Source organism: Roseomonas populi (assembly GCF_024594815.1).
Taxonomy (GTDB): domain Bacteria; phylum Pseudomonadota; class Alphaproteobacteria; order Acetobacterales; family Acetobacteraceae; genus Roseomonas; species Roseomonas populi.
Genome location: NZ_JANJOU010000007.1, coordinates 263166 through 284998, shown reverse-complemented (window position 1 = coordinate 284998; position 21833 = coordinate 263166). Strand labels below are relative to the sequence as shown.

General features: G+C 71.7%; 17 protein-coding genes. 6 read left to right on the top strand and 11 right to left on the bottom strand.

Going from position 1 to position 21833, the window contains the following annotated elements; all coding sequences use genetic code 11:
• The first annotated feature begins 24 nt into the window (after positions 1-24).
• On the top strand, positions 25-1101 hold the full coding sequence (locus NRP21_RS10505; protein WP_257716148.1) for a sensor histidine kinase: 1077 nt from the start codon (positions 25-27) through the stop codon (positions 1099-1101).
• 39 nt (positions 1102-1140) lie between these two features.
• Here NRP21_RS10505 and NRP21_RS10500 read toward each other — a convergent pair whose 3' ends face one another.
• The 5 genes from NRP21_RS10500 to NRP21_RS10480 form a co-directional block, all read right to left on the bottom strand.
• On the bottom strand, positions 1141-2214 hold the full coding sequence (locus NRP21_RS10500; RefSeq protein ID WP_257716147.1) for an HlyD family secretion protein: 1074 nt from the start codon (positions 2212-2214) through the stop codon (positions 1141-1143).
• Between the two features lie 12 nt (positions 2215-2226).
• Complete coding sequence (locus tag NRP21_RS10495) at positions 2227-3903, bottom strand: MFS transporter (protein ID WP_257716146.1); 1677 nt, start codon at positions 3901-3903, stop codon at positions 2227-2229.
• Complete coding sequence (locus NRP21_RS10490) at positions 3900-4355, bottom strand: MarR family winged helix-turn-helix transcriptional regulator (RefSeq protein ID WP_257716145.1); 456 nt, start codon at positions 4353-4355, stop codon at positions 3900-3902. The genes NRP21_RS10495 and NRP21_RS10490 overlap by 4 nt, the downstream gene beginning before the upstream one ends.
• A gap of 102 nt (positions 4356-4457) precedes the next feature.
• The gene (locus NRP21_RS10485) at positions 4458-5642 is read right to left on the bottom strand and encodes a class I SAM-dependent rRNA methyltransferase (RefSeq protein ID WP_257716144.1); all 1185 of its coding nucleotides are present in this window, start codon (positions 5640-5642) and stop codon (positions 4458-4460) included.
• A 41-nt stretch (positions 5643-5683) separates the two neighbouring features.
• The gene (locus tag NRP21_RS10480) at positions 5684-6427 is read right to left on the bottom strand and encodes a glycerophosphodiester phosphodiesterase (RefSeq protein ID WP_257716143.1); all 744 of its coding nucleotides are present in this window, start codon (positions 6425-6427) and stop codon (positions 5684-5686) included.
• A gap of 130 nt (positions 6428-6557) precedes the next feature.
• On the opposite strand from NRP21_RS10480, the gene NRP21_RS10475 reads away from it, so the two are divergent.
• Entirely contained in the window at positions 6558-6845 is a 288-nt protein-coding gene (locus NRP21_RS10475; RefSeq protein ID WP_257716142.1) for a hypothetical protein, read from the top strand.
• Positions 6846-6881: 36 nt separating this feature from the next.
• On the opposite strand, the gene NRP21_RS10470 is transcribed toward NRP21_RS10475, so the two are convergent.
• Entirely contained in the window at positions 6882-7814 is a 933-nt protein-coding gene (locus NRP21_RS10470) for a nucleoside hydrolase (protein ID WP_257716141.1), read from the bottom strand.
• A 532-nt stretch (positions 7815-8346) separates the two neighbouring features.
• On the opposite strand from NRP21_RS10470, the gene NRP21_RS10465 reads away from it, so the two are divergent.
• From NRP21_RS10465 to NRP21_RS10455, 3 genes are all read left to right on the top strand, one after another.
• Positions 8347-9768 (top strand): MBOAT family O-acyltransferase, encoded by a 1422-nt coding sequence (locus NRP21_RS10465; RefSeq protein WP_257716140.1) that lies wholly within the window; start codon positions 8347-8349, stop codon positions 9766-9768.
• A 10-nt stretch (positions 9769-9778) separates the two neighbouring features.
• Positions 9779-10906, top strand: coding sequence for an alginate O-acetyltransferase AlgX-related protein (locus NRP21_RS10460; protein WP_257716139.1), 1128 nt, complete (start codon positions 9779-9781; stop codon positions 10904-10906).
• A 112-nt stretch (positions 10907-11018) separates the two neighbouring features.
• Entirely contained in the window at positions 11019-13709 is a 2691-nt protein-coding gene (locus NRP21_RS10455; RefSeq protein WP_257716138.1) for a tetratricopeptide repeat protein, read from the top strand.
• A gap of 96 nt (positions 13710-13805) precedes the next feature.
• Here NRP21_RS10455 and NRP21_RS10450 read toward each other — a convergent pair whose 3' ends face one another.
• The 5 genes from NRP21_RS10450 to NRP21_RS10430 form a co-directional block, all read right to left on the bottom strand.
• Positions 13806-14522: an alginate O-acetyltransferase AlgF gene (locus NRP21_RS10450; protein WP_257716137.1), complete on the bottom strand. Its 717-nt coding sequence runs from the start codon at positions 14520-14522 to the stop codon at positions 13806-13808.
• The gene (locus NRP21_RS10445; protein WP_257716136.1) at positions 14522-15511 is read right to left on the bottom strand and encodes an alginate O-acetyltransferase AlgX-related protein; all 990 of its coding nucleotides are present in this window, start codon (positions 15509-15511) and stop codon (positions 14522-14524) included. Before NRP21_RS10445 ends, NRP21_RS10450 begins: the two co-directional genes overlap by 1 nt.
• Before the next feature lie 234 nt (positions 15512-15745).
• Positions 15746-16555, bottom strand: a complete 810-nt coding sequence (locus tag NRP21_RS10440; RefSeq protein ID WP_257716135.1) for a GDSL-type esterase/lipase family protein — start codon at positions 16553-16555, stop codon at positions 15746-15748.
• Positions 16556-16574: 19 nt separating this feature from the next.
• Positions 16575-17870, bottom strand: coding sequence for a glycosyltransferase (locus tag NRP21_RS10435; RefSeq protein ID WP_257716134.1), 1296 nt, complete (start codon positions 17868-17870; stop codon positions 16575-16577).
• The gene (locus NRP21_RS10430; RefSeq protein ID WP_257716133.1) at positions 17867-19360 is read right to left on the bottom strand and encodes a hypothetical protein; all 1494 of its coding nucleotides are present in this window, start codon (positions 19358-19360) and stop codon (positions 17867-17869) included. The genes NRP21_RS10435 and NRP21_RS10430 overlap by 4 nt, the downstream gene beginning before the upstream one ends.
• A 162-nt stretch (positions 19361-19522) precedes the next feature.
• On the opposite strand from NRP21_RS10430, the gene NRP21_RS10425 reads away from it, so the two are divergent.
• Positions 19523-21823 carry a glycosyltransferase family 4 protein gene (locus NRP21_RS10425; RefSeq protein ID WP_257716132.1) on the top strand — a complete coding sequence of 767 codons (2301 nt, stop codon included), beginning with the start codon at positions 19523-19525 and terminating at the stop codon, positions 21821-21823.
• Positions 21824-21833 lie beyond the last annotated feature (10 nt).

Genomic DNA, 21833 nt, shown 5'->3' with positions numbered 1-21833 from the left:
CAACCTAAAGTAAATAGCGGGGCCATGCCCCTCTACTTCGTGCTTCACCGGCTCCGTGTTCCCTTCGGCTATCTCGGGAAGTTCTTCGTGGTCGCTTTCCTGGCGATCCACCTGCCGCTGGTCAGCGCGCTGTTCCTCCTGTTGCGAGACCGGCCGGCCGACTGGACCCTGCTCGGGGTGCTGCTCGCGGCCACCCTCCTCGGCACCATCCTTTCCCTCCTTGGAATGCGGGCCCTGCTGGACCCTGTGCGGCTGAGCGAGGTGGCGCTGCGGGCCTACGAGGCCGACGAATCCTTACCTGACCTGCCCGTCGGGCTGCCGGACATGGCGGGGCGCCTGATGACGACGGCGCAGGAGACCTTGGCGAGCCTCGACACCGCCCTTGTCGCTGCCCGGGGCGCCCAGCAGGAGGCGATGAACGCCGTGCGGCGGCGTGAACGCGCCCTGGCCGAAGTGACCCATGAGCTGCGGACCCCGCTGAACGCCGTGCTTGGATTTGCGGAGCTGCTCCAGATGCAGCCCCATGGCCCGCTGGGCCACAAGCTCTACGCCGAGTTCGTGAACGACATCGCGGAGGGCGGGCAGCACATGCTGGCCCTCATCGAGGACGTGCAGCGCTTCGCCGTCCTGCAGGAGGGGCGCACGGCGGTGGACCCGCGCCCCGTGGAGCTCGCCCCCGTCGCCGAGCGCGCCGCGCGGCTACTCCGGGCCGAGGCGGCGAGCCGCGACATCGAGGTGCGGATCCGCGTCCCGCCCGGCCTCCAAGCCTTGGCCGATTCCCGTTCCCTCCTGCAGATCCTACTCAACTTGGTCGGGAATGCGGTGAAGTATGCGGGGCCGGGCTGCCGGGTCGCCATCGCGGCCGAGCGGACGGAAGGCCTCGTGACCGTGCGCGTCGCCGATACCGGCCCCGGCCTCACGCCAGAGGAGCTGACGATCGCGCTGGAGCCTTTCGGCCGGGTCAAGGGCACGGGGGAGCGGGGCACAGGCCTCGGCCTCCCCCTGGTCCGCGCCCTCGTGGAGCTCCAGGGCGGGCAGTTCACCCTGGAAAGCGCCCCGGGCCGCGGAACGACGGCCCGGTTCACCCTGCCGGCCGCCTAGGCCGGCCCGCTTTTTCCGGCGGCGCTCAGCCCCGGCGTCTCACTCCCTGGTCGCCTGCCGCGCCTCGGCCGGCGCTGCGGCGGTGTCGATGCTCACCACCACGGACATGCCGGGCGAGAGCTGCTCGGCGAGCGCCTGGCCAGGGTCGATGGCGATCCGCACGGGCAGGCGCTGGGCCACCTTGGTGAAGTTGCCGGTCGCGTTGTCCGCGCGGATCACGCTGAACTCGGAGCCCGTGGCGGGGGAGAAGCGCTCCACGCGGCCGGTCAGCGCCGCGCCCTGCAGCGCGTCCACATGGAAGGTCACGGGCTGGCCGACGCGCATGCCCGGGATCTGCGTCTCCTTGTAGTTGGCCACCACCCAGCGCAGCGAGGGCACGAGGGAGGTGAGCTGCGTGCCGGCCGTGACGTACTGGCCCACCCGCGCGCCCACTTCGCCAAGTCGGCCGTCGCGTGGGGCGACAACCCGGGTATTCTGCAGGTCGATCTCCGCCAGGTGCACCGCCGCCTCAGCACCCTGGACGGAGGCCTCCAGATTGGCGCGGCTGGCCAGGGTCTCGGCCAGGGATTGCTGCGCCACCGTCTCGTTCGCGCGGGCCTGGTCCAGCCCTGCCTCGCCCTGGCGCAGCGCTGCGTTCAGCTGGTCGCCGGAGGCGCGGGACTGGATGTTCTGCTCGATCAGCGGGCTGATCCGCCGCACGTCCGCGCGGGCCTTGGCCAGAACGGCCTCGGCGTTCTCCACCTGGGCGCGGGCCACCTCCACCTGCGCCTGCTTCGTGCCGCGCTGGACGTCGAGGTTGCGCAACGCGGCCTGGCTGGCCGCGAGCTGGGCGCGGGCCTGGGCGAGGCGCGCCTGGTAGATCCGGTCCTCGATGCGGGCGAGGAGATCGCCCTCCTTCACCAGGGCGTAGTCCTGCACGGGAATATCGACGACGTAGCCCGCCACTTGCGGGCTGATGACGGTCACCTGCCCCCGCACATAGGCGTCGTCGGTCACCTGCACCGTCGAGGTGAAGGGCGGCAGGCGCCACGTGTAGAGGACGAGGAGGACGGCCACGATCCCGATGAGCAGGGCCGGGATCGTGGCGCGGGAGAGGGAGGACTTGAAGGACATGGCTTTCCGGGATCAGGCGGGCTGGGCCGTGCGCGCCGCGTCCGTCCGCGCGCGCCGCCGGCCGAGCCAGAGGATGAACAGGTGAGAGAGGAGGCCGAGGAGGCAGAGGGCCGAGACGATGGCGACCACGAGAAAGAGGTCGTTATAGGCGAGGACGTACGCCTCCCTCGTCGCGGCCTGGGCTAGCAGGGTGGAGCCCTCGGCCGAGCGCAGCGCCGGGTCTCCCAGAACGCGCCCGTAGGAGGCGCCGTACTGCTGGATCCGCTGCACGACCAGCGGGTCGGCCCCGGTAAGGTTCTCGACGATCTGGCTGGAGTGGAACTTCTCCCGGATCACCAGGAAGCTTCCCAGCCCCGCCGCGCCCAGCAGGCCGCCCAGGTTCTGGGAGGCGAGGAAGATCGCGAAGAAGCTCGTCAGGTGCTGGATGCCCCATTTCAGGGTGTGGGCAAAGCTCCACCCCACCGCCGGCGGCAGGAAGATCGCGCCGCCGAAGGCGACCAGCCCCTGGGAGAGCAGGACATCATGCGGCCGGGTGAGGCTGGTGCCACGGCTCTCCATCCAGGCGCCGATGGCGATGAGCGCCAGCCCGGTGCCCTGGATGGCCGCCCGGTTCTCCGGCTTGTTGATGGGCGCGACGCCCAGGAAGCCGGCGAGGGTGGCGAAGAAGATGACCCACATCATCCCGGCCATGTGCTCGTTCAGCAGGCCGAGGTTCTGGAAGAAGCCGATGGCCCCCGTGGTCTGCTCCGACAGGATGAAGCGGGAAAAGAACATGGACCCACCGAAGATGATCATGTCGGTGGAGGAGAGCCAGTGCAGGTTCACCAGCGGCCGTTCGCGGTTCAGCTCGATCGCGACGAGCAGGGTCAGGCAGACGAGGCCCACAGCGAGGCAGAAGCCGAGCCAAGAGGCCTCCGTCCACCAGTAGTAGCGGCCGAGGCTGAGCACGACGGCGATCAGGCCCAGCCCGACGATCAGCAAGGGCAGGCTGATCGCGTCCACCCGGTCGAACACCTTCGCGGAGACCGGCGGGGTGATCGGCAGGACGAGGATCCAGACCAGGCACATGAGGGAGAGCACAAGCTCCACCATGTTGAGCTGGGGCCAGAGGCCGATCTCGAGCAGGTGCGGCGAAATCAGCCGCGAAAGGGGTACGGCAATCTGCGAGCCGAGCAGCCCGAGGGCGATGCCGGTGGTGAGCTTGTGCCGCAGCGGCAACGCTTCCAGCACGTAGAGGAAGGCGAGGGTGTTCAGGATGGCGCCCGCAAAGCCCGCCACGGCCCGCAGCAGGACCGCCGAGTGCAGGTCGCTGACCACGACATGGGCCAAGGAGATGACGACGAGGAAGACGAGCGCGATCTTGGCCACGCGGCGCAGCCCGAACTGCGTCCGGAGCTTCCAGAGCAGGAGGGAGGCGGTGATGCTGGTGGAGCTGTAGCCCGCCATCAGCCAGACGGCCTCGTTCGTCGTCGCACCGAAGGTAGCCTGCACCGCCTGGAGATTTCCCGAGACGAGGTAGTTCCCCATCCCTTGGGCGAGCCCGAAGGTGAGCGAGGCGAGCATGTAGAGCGCTAGCTGCGGCGGGGAGATGTTCTCCGGCGCAGGGGGTGGCCCGGCTGGCGGTGAAGCGCTCGCCGGCGCGGCAGGCGCGGGTTCCTGGGCTGGCGCGGTCGTGGCGGCGTCGCTCATCCCTGCCCTCCCTCTGGCGCCGTGCCCAGCTTCTCCAGCCGGGCCGCCACCATGTTGAGAACCCGCAGCGCCGTTTCGAGTTCCGCCCGCGGAATGTCGTGGAGCACGCGCTCGCGCAGCCCCTCGGAAACCCCGTCCACCTCCTGGACCACAGGGGCGGCGGCGTCGGTCAGCACGATCCGGTTGGCGCGGGCATTGCCTGGCACGGGCTCGCGCCGGATCAGCCCCTGGCGCTCCAGCCCGTCCAGCAGGCGGACAAGGGTGGGGTGCTCGACCGAGAGCGCCTCGGCGAGATCGCGCTGCATGGCGCTGCCACCGGACTGCGAGAGGATCAGGAGGGCGCGCGAGCGCCCGAGGGTCTGGCCACTCCCTCGCAGCTCGGCGTCCCAGAGGGTGCGCCAGCGCTGCGTCACCCGGCGCAGGGCCGTGACGAATTCGGCGTTGAGGCTCATGGATGCGGAACTATTGTAGCAAGCTAACATTAGCAAGCTACATAAGCGCGGGGCAGCCCTGTTCAAGATCTCCTGGACAGGCTGCCCCGCTTCCGCTGCGGGTCAGAAAAGCTGCAAGGTCAAGGCCTTGAGGTACACACTTTCAGGCAGCATGGGATGGATCGGGTGGTCCGGACCGGCGCCGGTGATGGCCAGGATGCGCGCCTCGCGCCGGGCGCGGCCCAGCCCTGCCAGCACGCTGTCGGTGAACTCGCCCGATGGGACATGGTGTGAGCAGGAGGCGATGAAGAGGATGCCTCCCGGCGCCACGAGCCCGGCCGCGATCCGCGCCAGGCGGGAATAGGCGCGCACAGCCTGGGGGATGTCCTTGCGGGACTTGGCGAAGGCCGGAGGGTCCGCCACCACCACGCCGAAGCGGGCGCCGGAGGCGGCCATGCGCTCCAGCGTCTCCATGGCCTCGCCCCGCACCGCTTCCACCCGGTCCTCCAGCCCGTTGCGCCGCGCCGTCTCCATCGCGGTGGCGAGGGCGTGCTCGGAGCGGTCCAGCAAGGTCACGCGGGACGCGCCGGCGGCGGCAGCTTGCAAGCCGAAGCCGCCCGTATGGCAGAAGGCGTCCAGCACCGTCTCGCCGCGCGCCAGGTTGGCCACGCGGGCGCGGTTCTCCCGCTGGTCGAAGAACCAGCCGGTCTTCTGCCCGCCGAGCGGATCGACGGCGAAGGAGACGCCTCCCTCCTCCACCGCGCCGGTCGCATCCGCGCCGCGTAGCAGCAGCGTGGCCTCGGGCAGCCCCTCCAGAGCGCGCACCGAGGCCTCGTTCCGCGCCACCACGGCGCGTGGGGCGATCAGGGCGTCGAGGGCACGGAGGATGGCTGGCGTCGCCGCCTCCATCCCCGCCGTGTTGGCCTGGAGCGCGACCAGGTCGCCGTAGCGGTCCAGGATCAGCCCGGGCAGCCCGTCCGCCTCTGCATGGGCGAGGCGGTAGTGTGGCGTGGGGAACAGGCGGGTCCGCAGGGCCAGCGCCTCGGCGATTCGGCCCTGCCAGAAGGCATCGTCGATCGGCGTGGCCGGATCGCGCGAGAGGCGCCGGCCCGCGATCAGGGAATGCGAGTTGAAGTGGTGGATCCCGTGCCGGACCCCGTCATCCCCCTCCACCCGCACGGGGGTGCCGGGCGGGATGGCGCGGACCTCCGCGGTCATGGCGACCTCGTTGGAGAAGATCCAGGGGTGGCCCGCCTTGGCGCGCCGATCGCGGCCGGGGAGAAGACGGAGGAGCGGCAGGTCTGACATGGGGGGCGGACATAGAGGGGATCGCCGCCCGGCGCATCCCGTCAGCCGCGCTGCATCCCTTCCCGCATCGACATGGCGAGGAGGGGATCGTCCGTCGCGAAGGCGTCCACGCCGAGTTCCAGCGCGCGCCCAATGGCGGGAGCCCGGTTGGCGCCCCAGACCCCGACACGGAGGCCCGCCCCGCGCAGAAGCCCGAGCAGGGCGGGGTCCATCGCCGACTCATGCGTCTCGACCAGCCCCGCCCCGACCCGGCGCGCCACGGCCGACACGCCGTCCACGCCGAGGTACCGCAGCATGGGCGGCGCGAAGAGCCAGGCGACGTCCTTCAGGCCGCCCGCCGCCACGGCGGCGGCCGCGACCTCGGCCTCAAAGGTGATCACCTCTGTCCGGGGGCGGAGGCCGAAGCGGTCGAGCTCGATCAGCGTCCGCTCCAGCAGGGCCAGGTCCGGCTTCCCGGAAAGGCCTACCTTGATCTCCACCTGCAGCCCCGCCGAGCCTTCCGCGAGGAGGGAGAGCAGGTCCGACAGGCGGGGCGGCGGCTCGCCATCGGCCGAGACGAGCTTCAGCCCGGCCAGCTCCGCCGCCGTGCGCCCGGCGATCGGGCCCTCGCCGTTGCTGGTCCGCTCCAGAGTCGGGTCGTGCATTACCATCGGCACGCCGTCCGACGAGAGGTGGACGTCGCACTCCACCGCGTCCACGCCAGCGGCGATCGCCCTCCGGAAGGCGAGAAGACTGTTCTCCGGCCAAAGGATTGCGCCGCCGCGATGGGCGATGATCTCTGTCATTCCGCTTTACTGCCGTTTCGTTATGCTTGATCCGGGCACGCCGCGCTGGGATGCTGCGGCGGCCACCGGGCGGGTTCTAGACCTGCCTCCTCCCGGGCGGGAAGCCGGGAGAGGGATCGGAGAGGAACCCATGACGCTGTGCCTGGTGCTCCACGAGCTGCCGGAGGGCGGGGCCGAAACCCTGGAAGCCGCGATCTGGGAGCTGAGCGAGAGCCACTTCACCCTCACCGGAGGGATGCTGGTGGAGACGAGCGTTTCCGCCGGCTACCTGCTCTCGCACCTGAACATGGCGCTCCGCAGGGCCGCGCTGGAAGGCCCGCTCCTCGTCTCGGAGGTCCAGGACGCGCTGCACATGTCCGGACTCGGCCCTGCGGTGAAAGACTGGGTCCGCGGGGCGCTGGAACAGGCGGCCGGATAGCGCCCCGAAGCTCGCCGCCCGGTTCCGCGGCAGGCTTCAGGGCAGGCGCGCCAGCCTCCCGCCCAGAAGGGCGAAGAAGCCGTCCGCGTCCAGCGCCTCAACCAGGGTGACATTCGGCGCGGCCCCGCTGCGGCCCCAGCGGTCGATATGCGTCCTGCCCCGCGCCGGGCCGGGGCCGAGATCCACCGCCACTGCCGCGGGCACCGCGTGGAACAGCTCCGGCATCGCCAGCCAGGCCACGGCGCAGGGGTCGTGCAGCGGATGCCCCTCCCCGCCCAGGCGACGGGAGGGCGGGACGGCCGCCATGATGTCGCACGCCGTTCGCAGGCAGGCACCGCCGCCCAGGGCGCGGAGGGAGGCGATCCGCCCGGGCGTGACCAGGGCCTGGGCGGTCAGTTCCAGTGTCACCAGCGTCACGGCGATGCCGGCGCCGAGGAGGACGGCCAGGGCCTCGGGGTCGCTGGCCGCGTTGAACTCGGCGGAGGGGGTCCAGTTCCCCTCTCCCCAGGCGCCGGCCATCAGCACCACCTCCTGCACCCGGTCCGCCAGCGCCGGCTCGGTGGCGAGCGCCAGGGCGAGGTTTGTCGCCGGCGCGATGCCGAGCAGGGTGACGGATCCCGGCCGCGCCTCCCGCAGCATGGTGCGGATGGCGTCCGCTGCCACCGCCCGGACCGGCGGCGGCCCGGGCGGCAGGCCGATCCCGGCCAGCCCATCCGCCCCGTGCACCGCGCCATCGCCCCTGAAGCCGCCGAGAAGCGGCCGGTCCGCCCCCGGGACCACGGGCACCACCGCGCCGGCGAGGCCGATGACGGCGCAGGCGTTCTGCACCGTCCGGTCCAGCCCGGCATTGCCGCCGGCCACCGTGACCAGGCGAAGGTCGATTTCCGGCGAGGCGAGGGCGAGCCAGAGGGCGACGGCATCATCCGTGCCGGGGTCGCAGTCCAGGATCACCGGGCGCCGCGCGCTCATGCCCCCTGCCCCGTCCTCGCCTGGCCGCGAAAAAAGCCCGCGCCGGTGATCGAGCCCGCGCTGCTAGAGCCGGCACGGTGAGTAGGGGGCTGCGCGGGGCCTCGCCGGGCCGTCATAGGCGCGGCGCGCGGCTCCGGGGCCTCGGCGGTGGGCATGAGAGACGCGGCTCCGTCGAGAAAGGGGACGGAGAGGATGCCACTACAGCCAAGCCCCAGCCAAATCGAGCGCTCCTCGGCCTGCTTCGTTGTGCTGGGATGCCGCGAAAGGGTGTTGCGGCGGGGTGACGCCGTGGCCGGCAAGACGCGGCCGGGCATGTCTAAAATAGCGACACGGTTGCGGCTCCTTTAGATATTCCCTTACACCCGGACCGGCCGATTCCCGCCCGCCCGGAAACGGCCCACCCCCGCGAAATTTCTGCGCGGGCCCGGTGACGAGAGGCCTGAACAGCCGGGCGGATGGGGGATGGCATGGCGGAGCTGAGGGGCCCGATGAGGCGGCCCAACACCGGGCGGGTCGGGGCGCGCGGCACCCCATGATCTTTGCTTCCTTCGAGTTCCTCTGCCTTTTCCTGCCGCTCTTCTTCGCGGTCTACTTCCTCACTCCATTCCGGTTCCGGAACTGGCCGATCCTCATCCTGTCCTGGGCCTTTTACGCCTGGTGGCGGGTAGACTTCCTGCTGCTGCTGATGTTCTGCACGATCTTCACCTTCTATACGGTGAAGGCCATGGATCGGGCGGGGCCGAAGACCCGCCGCGGCACCACGCTGTTCATCATCGGCCTCGTCGGCAATCTCGGCGTGCTGGCCTATTTCAAGTACGCGAATTTCGGCGTGGGGATCATCAACGATTTCCGGGGCGCGCTGGGCTACCAGCCCATCCCCTGGGTCGAGATCATCCTGCCGATCGGCCTCTCCTTCTACGTGCTGCAATCCGTGTCCTACCTCGTGGACATCTGGCGCGGCACGGTGCCGATCACGAAGAAGCTGCTGGACTACGCCACCTACAAGGCGATCTTCAGCCAGCTCATCGCCGGCCCCATCGTCCGCTACGCCGAGATCAAGGACGAGCTGGTCTACCGCCCGCACACGCTGGCGCAGTTCGGCCTCGGCGCGCGGCGCTTCATGACGGGCTTCACCATGAAGGTGGTGCTGGCGGACACGGTGGCGCTGGTGGCGGACGCCGCCTTCGCCCTGCCGAACCCGACGCTGATCGATGCCTGGACGGGCGCCATCGCTTATACGCTGCAGCTCTACTTCGACTTCGCGGGCTACTCCGCCATGGCGATCGGGCTGGCGCTAATGATCGGGTTCCACTTCCCCGAGAACTTCAACCACCCCTACCTGTCCGGCAGCATCCAGGCCTTCTGGCAGCGCTGGCACATGACGCTGTCGCGCTTCCTGCGCGACTACCTCTACATCTCGCTCGGCGGGAACCGGAAAGGCGCCTTCCGCACCTACCTCAACCTGTTCCTGACCATGGTAATCGGCGGCCTCTGGCACGGCGCCAACTGGACCTTCATCGTCTGGGGCGCCTGGCACGGCGCGCTGCTGGCGATCCACCGCCTGTTCCAACAGGCGGGGTTCAGGCCCATGCCCTTCATCCTCGGCAACGCGCTGACGATGCTGGCGGCGATCATCGGCTGGGTGGTGTTCCGCGCCCACGACATCCACAACGCCATGACGATGTATGGCGGCATGATCGGGCTGAACGGCGCGCCGCTGAGCGACGCCCTGGCCTGGCAGGTCACGCCCGACCAGTGGTGGACGATCCTGATCGCGATCATCGTCGTGTACCTGCCGCTGCTCGGCCCGCGCCTGCCCTTCCAGCGCCCGCCGGAAGCCATGGGCGCCTTCTGGCGCGCCCTCTGGGTGGTCGGGCCGCTGGCGGGCTTCATCCTGGGCATCGTGCTGCTCTACAGCCGCGCGGCCGTGCCCTTCCTGTACTTCCAATTCTGAGAGGACGCCGATGAGCGAGACCTCCTGGAAAGGCGCCCACGCCGCCGCGGTGTTCCAGGGCGCCGCCGCCATCCTCCTGCTGGCGATCGGCGCCTGGCAGGGGGTCGCCGCCATCGCGAGCGAGCGAGGGCAGGAGCGGCTGCGGCCGACGCTGAACGCCGAATCCTTCCTCTCCGGCAAGCTGACCGGCGCCGTGAACCACGTCATGGCGCATGAGCTGCCGGCGGACCCGCTGCTGCGGGCCAGCGGCGGGGTCTTCCGCTACGACCTGTTCGGCTCCGGCGGGCCGCAGGTCCGGGTGGGCTGCGACGACACCCTCTTCCTGACCGAGGAGCTGCGCCCCTGGCCCGGCGCGGAGGCCGCGATGGCCGAGCGCGCGGCGATCGTCCGGCGCGTGCGCGACGCACTCTCCCAGCGCGGCATCCTCCTCACCGTCGCGCTGGTGCCGGACAAGGCGCGGGTGAAGGAGGGCAAGCTTTGCGGGGCTCCGCATTCCGCCCAGGCCGTCGCCCGCTACGACGCCTTCGCTGAGGCCCTGCGCGGCCAGGGGGTCCAGCCCATCCTCCTGCTGCGGCCCCTCGTCGCGCGCGAGACGCAGGGCGGCGCCTACTGGCGCACCGACACGCACTGGAGCCAGGAGGGCGCCCGCTCCGCCGCCGCCGCCATCGCTGCGGCCCTGCGTCCCCTCCCTCTCTCCCGCGCCAACACCTTCCGCACCACCGCAGCGCCGGAGGAGACGGACGGGCCGGGCGACCTGCTGCGGCTGATGAGCCTGGACCGGGTGCCCAACGCGCTCCGCCCCGCGCCGGACCGCCAGCGCGTCGAACGGACCGAGCCCACCGAGTCGGGATCCGGCGGTGGAGGGCTGCTGGACGAGACCCCGGCGCCGGAGGTCGCGCTGATCGGTTCCTCCTATTCCGTGAATGCGAATTTTCACGGCGCGCTGCAGGAACTCCTCCGCAGCACGGTGGTGAACGCCGCCAAGGCCGGCGGCGGCTTCGCGGGCAGCGCGAAGGACTACTTCAGCGGCCAGACCTTCCGCGAGACGCCGCCGCGCCTCATCATCTGGGAGATCCCGGAGCGGGTCGTCGGCCAGCCCCTGGGCCAGGGCGAGCGCGACCTGGCGGGCGGCTGGTGAGGCACGCTCCCGTGGTGCAACGCGCACGCCGACGAAACGCTTTCTATCCTGCACGCGCGGGATAAATTATGAGACAATCCTGCTGCCGCCTGGTCCGGGGAATTCCTGCCTGATGTCCACTCGCCATCCCCTTTCGGCCCTGGCCGCTTCGGCGGCCGACCGGCCCGGCGGGCGGCGGCTCCTGCCCGGCGGGACCGTTCTCCTCCTCGCCGCGCTCGGCAGCGCATCGGCCCTGGCGCAGGCGCCGGCACCGTCCCCTTCCCGGCCGCCCGCGGCCACCCCCGCGCCCTTGCCCACGGCCACGACGACCCCGGCGGCAGAAGCGGGGCGCTCGGTGCCGCGCGGCATTGCCGTGCTGATCGACCAGGCGAATTTCTGGAGCGCGCAGGGGCGGCCCGAACTGGCGCAGCAGGCCCTCGATCGGCTCCTGACCGTGGATCCGAACAGCCCGGACGTGCTCCTCGCGGCGGCCGAGGTGGCGGCGCAGAGCGGCGACCGTGCGACGGCGGAGGTCTATACCGCGCGCCTCCGGCAGATCGCGCCGGATAGCGCCCAGCGGGCCCAGGCCGAGTTGGCGCTCCGCGCCGCCTCCGTCGACCAGGCGCTGCTGAACGAGGCCCGCAACCTCGCCCAGGGCGGCCAGCGCGAGGCGGCGATGCAGCGCTATCGCCAGCTCTTCCCCAATGGCGAGGTGCCGACGATCTTCGCGGCCGAGTACTACCAGACGATGGCCGGTGCCTCCCCCGAGAACTTTGAGGAGGCGCGCGCGGGGCTCGAGAACGTGCTGGCCCGCGCGCCGGAGAACCGCCCGCTGCAACTGGCCTATGCCCAGATGCTCACCTACAGCGAGGCCTATCGCTTCGAGGGGCTCCGCAGGCTCCGTGCCCTGGCCGGGGAGCCGACGGTGGGCGAGGCCGCGCGGCAGGCCTGGCGGCAGGCCCTGCTCTGGCTCCCCAGCGACCCCGACGCAGCCGAGGAGATCGCGACCTACCTCAAGGCCACGAATGGCAACGCGGACGCCGAGATCCAGGCCAAGTACAACGAGGCGAAGGCGACGGTCATCCCGCCCTCCGTCACCAGCCGCCTGGCCGGCTGGACGGCGATCACCGAGGAGAGGGTGGCGGACGCCGAGCGCTACTTCAGCTCCTCGATCGCGGAGGACCCGCAGGATGCCGAATCCCACATCGGCATGGCCATCGTCCGCAAGCTGCAGGGCCGCTTCGCCGAGGCGCGGGAGTTCTTCGCCAAGGGCGTGGAGATCACCCCCTTCCGCGAGGAGGAGTTCCGCAACAGCGTCGGCGACCTGAGCGGCAGCGCGGCGCCCGCCACCGCCGGAACGAACCGCGGTGGCCAGGGCGGGCGCGGCGGCGGCCGCGGCGGCGGCAACTACACGAGCAACTCCTTCCTTGCCTGGCAGAGCCTGAACCGCGGCCAGCTCGACCGCGCGGCCGCCAGCGCTCAGCTCGCCCTGCGCGGCAACCGCGACGAGAAGCTGCAGGGCGAGATCGTCCTCGGCATGGTCGCGCTCCGCCGCAACAACTTCGCGGAGGCGGAGAGCCGCTTCCGCCGGGTCCTCGCCACGCGCCGCAACCAGCCGGCGGCCCAGGCCGGGCTCTACGAGGCCCTGACGCGGCAGAACCGCCTGCCCGAGGCCGACCGCTTCCTGGCCGATAGCGGCTATCGCCCGCCCGAGGGCGGCCTGGCCACCCGCTCCACCGCGCTGCGCCAGGAGGCTACGGCCACCCGCGACCCGGCCGCGAAGATAGCGATCCTGCGCGGTGCCCTTGCCTCGGACCCGAACAGCGCCTGGGTTGCCTTCGACCTCGCCAATGCCCTTAAGGCGAATGGCCAGACCGAGGAGGCACGGCGGCTGGAGGCACAGCTCGCCGGCCGCCGCGGCGCCGCCGACGCCCTTTTCGCATCGGCCCTGCTCGCCAATGCCGATGGCCGGATCGCCGAGGCAGCGGACCGGCTGGAGGCCATTCCAGACCGCGCCCGCCCGGCCGACGGCGACCGCCTGCTGGACCAGACCCGCCGCACGCTGCAGCTGCGCGACCTAGAGAGGCAGGCGCGCGGCAACCCGCAATCCGATGCGGCCCGGCGCCTGCTCGGTCTGGCGGCCCAGCCCGATCCTTCCGGCCAGACCCAAGCCGGCGTCGTCCGGGCCTTCGCGCGCCTTCGGCAGACCGGAAACCTCGAGGCCGCGTCTCGCGCGGTTCTGGCCTCGCCCGCGGGAACGCCGGCCGGGCGCGTGGCCGTGGGCTTCGCTCTCGTCGAGGCGGGACGGACGGCAGATGCCGAGTCCCTGGTGGGCGATCTGGCCACCGACGGGCGGCTGACCCGGGAGCAGCGCCAGCAGGTTGCAACCATCCGTGCCAGCGCCGCCGCCACGGCGGCGGAGCGGCTGACCGCCCGCGGGGACCAGCGCGGCGCCATGGACCGCGTCTCCCGCGCGCTCAACGAGATGCCGGACAACCCCGAGGTCCAGCTCGCCGCCGCCCGCATCATGGCCCGGACCGGCCGTGCCGATGAGGCGCAACGTGTCGCTGAGGGCATCCTGAGCCGCGATCCAGACAACGTGGCCGCGCGCTCCGTGGCGGGCGAGGCGGCGGTTCTCAACAACTCCATCGCCCGCGCCGAGCAAATCCTCGCCGACGGCCGTGCCCGGCGCGCGGATGGGCTGCAGATGGCGCTTCTCGAGGCCCAGATCGCCCGCGCACGGCGCGATCCCGTCCGCGCGAGAGAGGCTCTGGAGGAAGCCGCCCGGCTACGCGGCGCCCAGCTCCGCGCCAGCGCGCGCTGAGGCGGCCCGCCGGCCAGAAGGCCGCAACGAAAATGGCGCGGCCTTCAGGCCGCGCCTTTCGATTTTCGGGGTACGCCCTCTCGCCCGGGCTGGCGGTCAGCCCCGCCAGCGCGCCGTGGTGTCGCGGCTGATGAAGGAGATCAGGTTCCGGCCATCCGGACGCATCAGCCAGATGCTGTACATGCCGCCAGCCTCCAGCCCCGAGAGCTTGAAGGTCGGTGCGGACTGCCCGGGAGCGCAATCGGCCCGGATGTCGGCCGTCACGGGGTTCACGCTGCGCGCCTTCGCGGTGCCGGGTGCCACCTGCTCCAGCACCGCCGGGCCGTTCGGTGCCAGCACGGCGGAAGCAGAGGCGCAGTCCGGCGTGGCGTTGTAGAAGCTCAGGCGGGAGCGGGCGCGGTTGAAGTCCGCTTGGTCAACCACAGGCTTCATGACCAGGGAGTTACCCTGCGCCTGGACGATGATGGTGTTGAAGGAGCCGGGCTCGAACTTCAGCGCGGCACGGCCGGTACGGCTGCCCGCACTCGCCTCCACCACCATCTCCCGCCCGCCGGTGACGCGCTGGGCGACGCCGAAGGAGGTGACGCGCTCCTCGGGCTTGGTGCCAAGGCGCTGGGCGGGCAGGAAGGCCGGGCGCAGCTGCAGGTCCTCGCCGAGCGCGTTGACGAAGCGGACATAGGCGGAGTCCGGCGGCGGCTGGGGATCATAGACCGCGGCCTGCCCTTGCGCGTGGCCGGGTCCGGCCGAGGCGGTGAGCAGCGCGAGGGCGGCGGTGGCGGCCCCGAGGTTGCGGCGAAGGGAGCGGGCGGCCATCACGCGCCCACCCCGCGGCGAAGCTCGCTGATGAAGCGCTCCGGCGGCATGGCGTTCTGCGACCAGCCGCCACTGCTCGGCCCGGCGATGAGGTCAAGTTCGAGATGGGTCCAGATGATCACCTTGGGCCTCTGCTGCTTGAAGAGATCGCTCGAAAGGTACTGAAGGATCGTTGCCCAGGGGCCGACGTTGTTCGGCTTCCAGAAGAGCGACACGGGCCGCATCAGCTGGTTGGAGAGGATGGGCTGGAACAGGTATCTCGGCTCGACGTAGCTGTTGCCGATCAGCGCCACATCGGCCGTGTCGTCCGCGATCAGGTCATTCTGTGAGCCGGAGGATGCGATCTCCCGCACCTGGTACGGCTCCATCCCGTAGGCGTCCCGCTGGCCCTGCGGCAGCAGCCGCACGAGGTCGCCGCGCGGGAGCTGGCGGTTGATCAGGGTGGTCACCTGTGTTCCCGGCCGGCTGCTCGGCGGCAGGGTCGGCCCCACGGCCTTCGCCATCTCCACCGCCGCGATCTCGGCCGCCATCGGGGTCCAGTGCGAGTCGGTCTTGAACCAGAGCTGGACGGCGGATTGCCGCGCGCGGAAAGTGGCCTGGATGTCCGGCACGATGGCGCCGGCGCGACGGAACTCCTCCATCGCGATCCCGTAGCGGCGATCCAGGTCCGCCTGGAACCGCACGTTCGGGGGCAGGAACTGCTTGTAGAGCACGGTCTTGGACGGGATCAGCAGGATCGACATCTGGATCCCCGCGCCGCGCATGATCCCGATGGCCTGGCTGATGAGCGGGTTGGCCAGCCGCATGTTCTCCAGCGGCCAGTCATTCGCCTTGTCCCAGACCGTGAACAGCCAGCCATTCGTGCCGGCGACGACGAGGCCCGGGGCCTGGGCGCGCACGGCCGGTGCGGCGAGCGTGGCCGCGGCGGCCCCGAGAAGAAGTGACCGGCGCGCCGTCCCGGAGGTTGGCTGGGGCTCAGGGGTGGTCATGAATCATTGCTGCCCGGACTGGAGATGTAAGGTCCCACAGGGTGGAACCTCGGAGAGAGTAAAGGGCTGCGCCCGTTGCGGCATCCCCGGGAGCGGACGGCCCGGGAAAGCGTCACGGAGGTCATCCTGCTTCCTTCCCCGCCGGCCACGATCGGCGGGACGTTATTCGCGGCCCGCCGCATCAGCAATGGTACGGCGGGACCGTTGCGCGCCCAGCGCTCATCAGCCGCGCGATCAGCGCCCAAGAAGGGCCGTCACCCGCGGCTCGAGCACGGTGGTCAGCCTGGCGTAGCCGTCCGGCGTCAGGTGCAGCCCGTCGGTGAAGACACCTGGCAGGGGCCGCCCCATGGAGTCGATCAGCACGCTGCCGAGATCGGCGAAGAAGACGGACCGGTTGTCGGCGCAGGGGGCGATCAGCGAGTTGACCCGCTGGTTCAGCACGCGCGCCGGATCGAAGGGATCCGCACCGCGGGGGAGCACGCCGAGAAGAAGGATGCGCGTGGTGGGGGAGCGGCGGCGGATCACGCGGATGATCTCCGCGATCCCCAGCGCCGTGTCCTCAGGCGGGTTCGCGTAGGTCGAGTTGTTGGTGCCGATGAGCAGCACGGCGACCTTGGGCCGGAGCGTGGCGGGCCACTGCCCGCCCTCCTGCAGGCGCCAGAGCACCCCCTGGGTGAAATCCCCGCCAACGCCGAAATTCGCCGCCCCGCGGGAGCCGAAATTGGCCTCCCAGACCGGCGGATCCCAGAACTGGGTGATGGAGTCGCCCAGGAAGATCGTCTGCGCCCAGCCCATGCCGCGCCCGGCCACGCGCGTCAGCTCCGCCGTGCGGGCCCGCCAGTAAGGCTCGACGATGTTCTCCGGCTTCGCTTCCCGGGGCATCGGGTTGCGGACGGGAAGGCCCGGGCAGGCCAGTTCCACCTGGGACAGGGCCGGTGCCGAAGCCCCCATCAGGCCGAGCCCCGCTCCCAGCACGGCGGCCAGCGCGTTCGCCGGGATCCGCAGGCGCGCCAGGAGCCGCGCGGGGCCCCTCCGGCGTAGCACGGTCCCGTTCCCCACCTCCTCAGGCCGCCCGCGCATCGAGCCTCTCTTCACCGGCATAGATGGCGCGGAGCGCGCCCACGAACTCGTCCCGCCCGATCACGTCGCGCACGCTTCCGGCCAGCCGCTCATGCGTCTGGGGCTCCGAGGCCTGCAGCAGGGCGCGGGCGAGGTCGGGGGCGGAGCCGGCACGGAAGTGCAGCCCGTCCACACCCTCCTGCACCTTCTCCGCCATGCCACCGATTCCGGAGACGATCAGCGGCGTGCCCGCCCGCTTCGCCTCCTGGATCACCACCGGGGAGTTCTCCCACCAGATGGAGGGCATGATGACCCAGCCCACGGAGGACATCAGCCCCACCACGTCGGCCGCGTCGTAGCGCCCGGCGAAGGTGAGGCGGTCCCCCGCCTCCTCGATCGCCTTCTCCAGCTGCGGAAAGAAGCGCAGCGTCTCCGCCTCCGTCGCGCCATAGACGCTGAGGCCGAGCGACGGATCCTCCTGCACCGCCGCCGCGAAGGCGGGGATGAGGACGTCCAGCCCCTTGAACTCGGTGGGCTGCCCGAAGAAGGCGAAACGGGCGGAGAGGCGGGCGCTGTCCGGCCGGCGCCGGGGCAGCGCCAGCAGGTCGTCGCCGAGGTAGTTCTCCAGCACCGTCGCCCGGTCGGGCGAGAGGCCCCAGGCGCGGTAGCGCTCCGCGATGAAGTGGCTGGGGTAAATGAAGTGGTGGAAGTGCCGCAGCCCGGAGAGCATGAGCGCCTTGCGCAGCCGCAGGCGCTCCAGCGTCTGGTCGGGGAAGCAGGTCAGGCAGCGCTGCGCCGTCTCCTTGCGGCACAGCTCGCGGGACCGGGTGCGGATCATCTGCCCGTGGTGGCTGCAGATGGCCAGCATCTCGTGCAGGGTCACCACCATGCGCGCGTCCGGGCGCGCCTCGGCCAGCTCCGCCACCAAGTCCAGCCCAACGCGCCAGTAGTGGTGGAAGTGGTACACATCGGCCTTCAGCCCGGCCAGCAGCCGCACCAGGGCGCGCCGCTCCTCCGCGCTGCGCCACCACAGCCGGTCGTCCTCCATGCCTCCCACGGCGTAGAGATACTCGCTCTCGCCGTAGCGGGCGAAGGACTCGCCCCGGTCGGCGGGGGACTGGCCGTTCGGCAACTCGATCGCCGAGACGAAGCTGGCCCGCCAGCCCTCGCCCGCGAGGGTCTGGTACTGGCGGTAGGCCGCCGTCTCCCCCCCGCCCTTGGAAAAGTCGGGATGGGCGTGGGAGATCACGCAAACGGAAGGTGGGCGCCCTGCCCCGCCCGGACGCATCTGGCCGCTCATCGTGGCGCTCCCGCCATGGGCACCATTTCCCACAATCCACGAAGGTGCTCGGCGATCAGCCCGCCGATCGGGTCCGGCCGCTGCGCCGGCACCGGAAGCGCGGAGGCATCCACACCCGCCATCATGGCCACCACGCGGCGCATCGTCGTCTCCATCGTCCCCGTGCCCGCCACCGCGTGCAGTCCGGCTATATAGGGCAAGCTGCCGGCCGGCAGCGAGTTCGCGGTCAGCCGCGCCGCGTTGCCCTCGATCGCGGCGTCCACCAGGGCGGCCGTGTCGATCGGGGCCACGCTGCCCCCGCCCTGCGCGGCCAGGGTCAGCGCGCTCTCCGCATCGCTCTCCACCGCCACCTCAGCACGGCCACGGCGCATCAGGGCGGCGGCGGCCCTCCCGGCGGCGGCGCCGCTGAGCACGATGCGGGCGAAGCGCGCCTCCATCTGGGGCGCGAGCAGCGCCAGCACCCGGGCCGCGTACTCGTCGTTCATGTCGAAGAGCAGTGCCGTGCCGCCGGGCCCGGCCGGGGCGCCCGAGAGCGCCATGGCAGAGAGGTAGCCGTGCAGGGCGCGCGAGCGCTCCGCCAGCACGCCGCGCAACCAGCTCTGCAGCGCGCCCGAATCAGCTGCGGAGATCTCAATACCGGGCAGCGTGAGCGCGGCCAGGAAGTCGGGCAGCCCGGCTGGCGTCGCCTCGGCCCGGAACCACCAGGCGGAATCGCCCCGCCGCAGCTGCACCAGCGCCTCCACCGTGCAGCCGGGCGGCGCGGCGACGATCCCGCTGAGGACGAAGCCGCCCTCCAGCGGCGCCGATGTCTCGGCCGCCAGCGGCACCACGGAAGCGGCCCCGCCGGGGGCCCGCACCATGGCGCAGCCCATCGCCTCGATCCGGCCCGGCGGCGCGTCCGGCATGTTCAGCCCGCCGGAGACCACCAACTCCCCGTCCGGCAGCAGCCGGGCGCGGGCATTGCGGAAATCCATGAACCAGTCCGCCGACCCGGCGAGCCGCGGCAGCCGGTCCAGCCAGTCGCCAAAGATGCCGGCGGGCCCCTCCTCCGCCCGCAGCGTCCCGATACGCACCGGATCCAGGGCGGAGGCGCGCAGGAGCTGGTAGGTGGCGCCCCACTCGCGGTTCAGCGTCACGGCCTGTACGTCCACCGGCAGGTCGTAGGCGAGGAGGTCGACCGCCACCTCCTGCCGGCCGGTGGGGCCGCCGGAGGTGCCGATCACGAGGATGCGGCCGGTCATCTGGCGGGGGATGTCGTGAATGAGGCTGAAGCCCGTCACGGCCATGCCCTCGACGACATCGACGTCGCGGCGGGGGTGCAGGTCCCGCAGCAGGATCTCCACGGGCTCGCCCGGGCTGCCCTCCACGCGCAGTTCCGGCAGCTCTCCGGCAGGGTGGCGCACCCAGCCGAAGACTGCGCCCTGATCCGGGCTGACGTCGCCCGCGCAGTCGAGCCCTGCCTGCAGGGTCCGTCCGAACTCAAAGTACATGCGCGGCCAAGACCCCCTGGGTACGCGGCCAAGATGGCGCGAGGCGATGCTGCGGTGCAAGCATGGAACGGCACCCGCTTCCGCGGCCCCCTCGCCCCCCCTATCCTGGGGCCCCTGCCCGGTCCGGAGACCCGCCCGATCCCTCCCGCGACGCCCCCTGGGATGCGCTGCCTCGTCATCTCTCCCACACCGACCCATCCGCAGGACGCCGGCAACCGGCAGCGCATCCACGCCCTGCTCCGGGCGCTGCAGGGATTCGGGCACCGGGTGGAGTTCGCCTTCATCGGGCGCGAGGCGGTGGATTCCGGCGCCCTTGCCGCGATGGAAGAGGCTTGGGACGCCCTCCACCTCATTCCGTACGACCGCTCCGCCGAGAGCCCGGGCCTGGGGGAGACCTTCGCCCTGGACGACTGGTTCCCGCCGGACGTGGAGGCGGCCGTTGCCGCCCTGGCCGATGCGGCGCGCTACGACCTCGTGCTGGTGGAGTACGTGTTCCTCAGCCGGGCGCTGGAACTGTTCCCGCCCGGCACGCTGCGGGTGCTGGACACGCACGACGTCTTCGCGGACCGCCATCTCCGCCTCCGGGCGCTCGGCCTTCCCGTCGGCTTCTTTCATACGACCCGGGAAGAGGAGGCCCGCGGCCTGGACAGGGCCGACCTCGTCCTCGCCATCCAGGACGACGAGCGGGCGGTCTTCGAGGCGATGACGCGCTCCCCCGTCGTCACCCTCGGCTTCTTGCCGGAGGCCGAGCCGCTGGATTCGGGCGCGCATGAGGAGATGCGGATCGGCTACTTCGGCAGCGGCAACCCGCTGAACGGCCACGCCCTGACCCGCTTCATGGGGGCGCTGGACCTGACCGCCCTGCGTGAGGCGGGGGCTGCGCTGCACGTCGCCGGCGGTGCCTCCCGCTTCGCCGGCCCGGCCCGGCCGGGGGTGGTGCCGATGGGCGGCGTCGGCCGGCCGGAGGATTTCTACCGGGCCGTGGACCTCGTGGTGAACCCGCACGAGGGCGGCACGGGGTTGAAGATCAAGACGGTGGAGGCCCTGGCCCATGGCCGCCCCGTGATCGGCACGGCCGAGGCCTTCCGCGGCCTCGGGGCGCGGGCCGCCTTCCACGCCGCGCCGGACGCCGCGGCCACGGCGGAGTACGCCCGCCGCTGGGCGCGCGAGCCGCGCTTCCGGCGCGACGTGGCGGTGGAGAGCGCCGATCTGGCCGCTCGCTACGCGCGGGAGGTGCGGCGGCAGCTCGCCCCCTTCCGGTCCCGCCAAGCGCTGGAGACGCTGATCGACCGCCCCCGCGCCCTGCTCGTGACGGACATCCCGTTCTGGCGGGAGAGCCTGGGCAACCAGGCGCGCATCGCCGCCATGCTGCGCCTGCTGCGCGCCGAGATGGACGTGGACACGCTCTTCCTCGGGCCGACGGAGCCGGAGGACGAGGCGCGGGCCGCGGCGGTGCTCGGCCAGCGCGGCCGCCTGATCTCCTCCCCCGGCGATCCGGAGGGCCGGCAGGGCGAGCCGGTGCCGCGCCACGCCCGGCTGACGCCCTTCGAGCGCGGCCATTTTGACGCCCCGCACTTCGCCGCGCTGGAGGAGGTGCTGGAGGAACGGCGCCACGCGGCGGTGATTCTGGAGTACATCCGCCTTTCCTACCTGCGCCACGCCCGCCCGGCCGCGCCGTTGCGCGTGCTGGACACGCACGACGTGATGGCCTTGCGGGTGCGGAACTTCGAGCATTTCGGCCGGGAGCACTTCCTGCGGATCGGCCTGCTGGAGGAACTGGGCATCTTGGACGGCTTCGAGCAGGTGCTGGCCATTCAGGAATCGGAGCACGCGCTGCTGCACGGCGCCCTGCCCGGCCGGTCCCTGCTGCTGCCCCACGCCCTGCCCGACCTACCCTGCCCGGACGCGACGCGGCGGGTCCGGCGGATCGTCTTCCTCGGCGGGGACAGCCCGATGAACCGGGACGGGCTGCGCTGGTTCCTGGACCAGGCCTGGCCGGCGGTTGCCGATCTCGGGGCGGAGCTGCACGTGGCGGGGCGGGTCTGCGATTCCTTCGCCGGCTCCCGCATCCCCGGCCTCGTGCTGCACGGCGAGGTCGAGGAGACGGCGGACTTTCTCGACGCCGCCGATATCGGCATCAATCCCGTGTTCTACGGCGGCGGACTGAAGATCAAGACCGTGGAGTACCTTTGCCGCGGTATCCCCTCCGTGCTGACCGAGGAAGGCGCCTTCGGCCTCCACGGCGGCGAGGGCCGGGCATGGCTGGTCGCCCGATCCCGCGCGGAGTACGTGGCCCATCTGCGGGCCCTGATCCGGGACCCGCTGCTGCGGCGGCGCCTGGGCGAGGGCGCCTTCCACTACGGCCGCGCGAGGTTCGGCCCCACCGCGGCCCGCGCCGCCTGCCGTACTCTCGCGGCACTCGCCGGCAGCGTGCGGCCGGATGCCGCCCCGCACGCTGCCTGAACCCCCGGAG